We start from the raw sequence: 511 nt of genomic DNA, 5'->3' as shown, positions 1-511 counted from the left end.
CCTGATCGGCAGCGGGTCCGAAGGAGGATCGTGGGTAGGTCATCTCATCTCGCAGGTGCTCGTGATTCGCTCCTGCGGGGACGATCTCTCGACCGCGGTACCACCCCGCGTTGCCCTCCGCCCGGCGGGCGATGGACCACTTCGTACTTCGGCTGTGACGGGCCTGCCCCGTTCGGTTCTACTGGGGCCGCGGCCCGTTCTTCCGAATGTTCCCCGGTGATGCCGGATCGATGCGTGTTCCTCGATCATACCGTGCGCCTGTTCAGGACGCGCCGTCGTCCGCGGACGGAGGCAACGCGGCGCGCGATGCCAGAAGTTCCCGCGTGAACGCGTGGGTCGGTCTGGCAAAGATCTCCGTCGCCGCGCCCTCCTCCACGATGCGCCCGCCCTGCATCACCAGGATTCGATCGGCGAGTTCGCCGACGACCGCGAGATCGTGCGAAACCAGCACCATCGCGACGCCCTCGTCTCGGAGCCGACGCAGCAGCGCCAGAATTCGCGAGCCCACGAG

At 67.3% G+C, this 511-nt stretch carries 1 protein-coding gene; it reads right to left on the bottom strand.

What is annotated here, in order from left to right:
• Positions 1-262 precede the first annotated feature (262 nt).
• Positions 263-511: ABC transporter ATP-binding protein (locus tag ACI3KS_RS19670; RefSeq protein ID WP_404920226.1), on the bottom strand; the 249-nt coding region annotated here is incomplete at its 5' end.

This window comes from Microbacterium sp. ZW T5_45 (assembly GCF_044987415.1).
In the GTDB taxonomy this organism is placed as follows: domain Bacteria; phylum Actinomycetota; class Actinomycetes; order Actinomycetales; family Microbacteriaceae; genus Microbacterium.
Note: the sequence above shows the minus strand (reverse complement) of the source record. Positions and strands in the feature narration are given on the sequence as shown.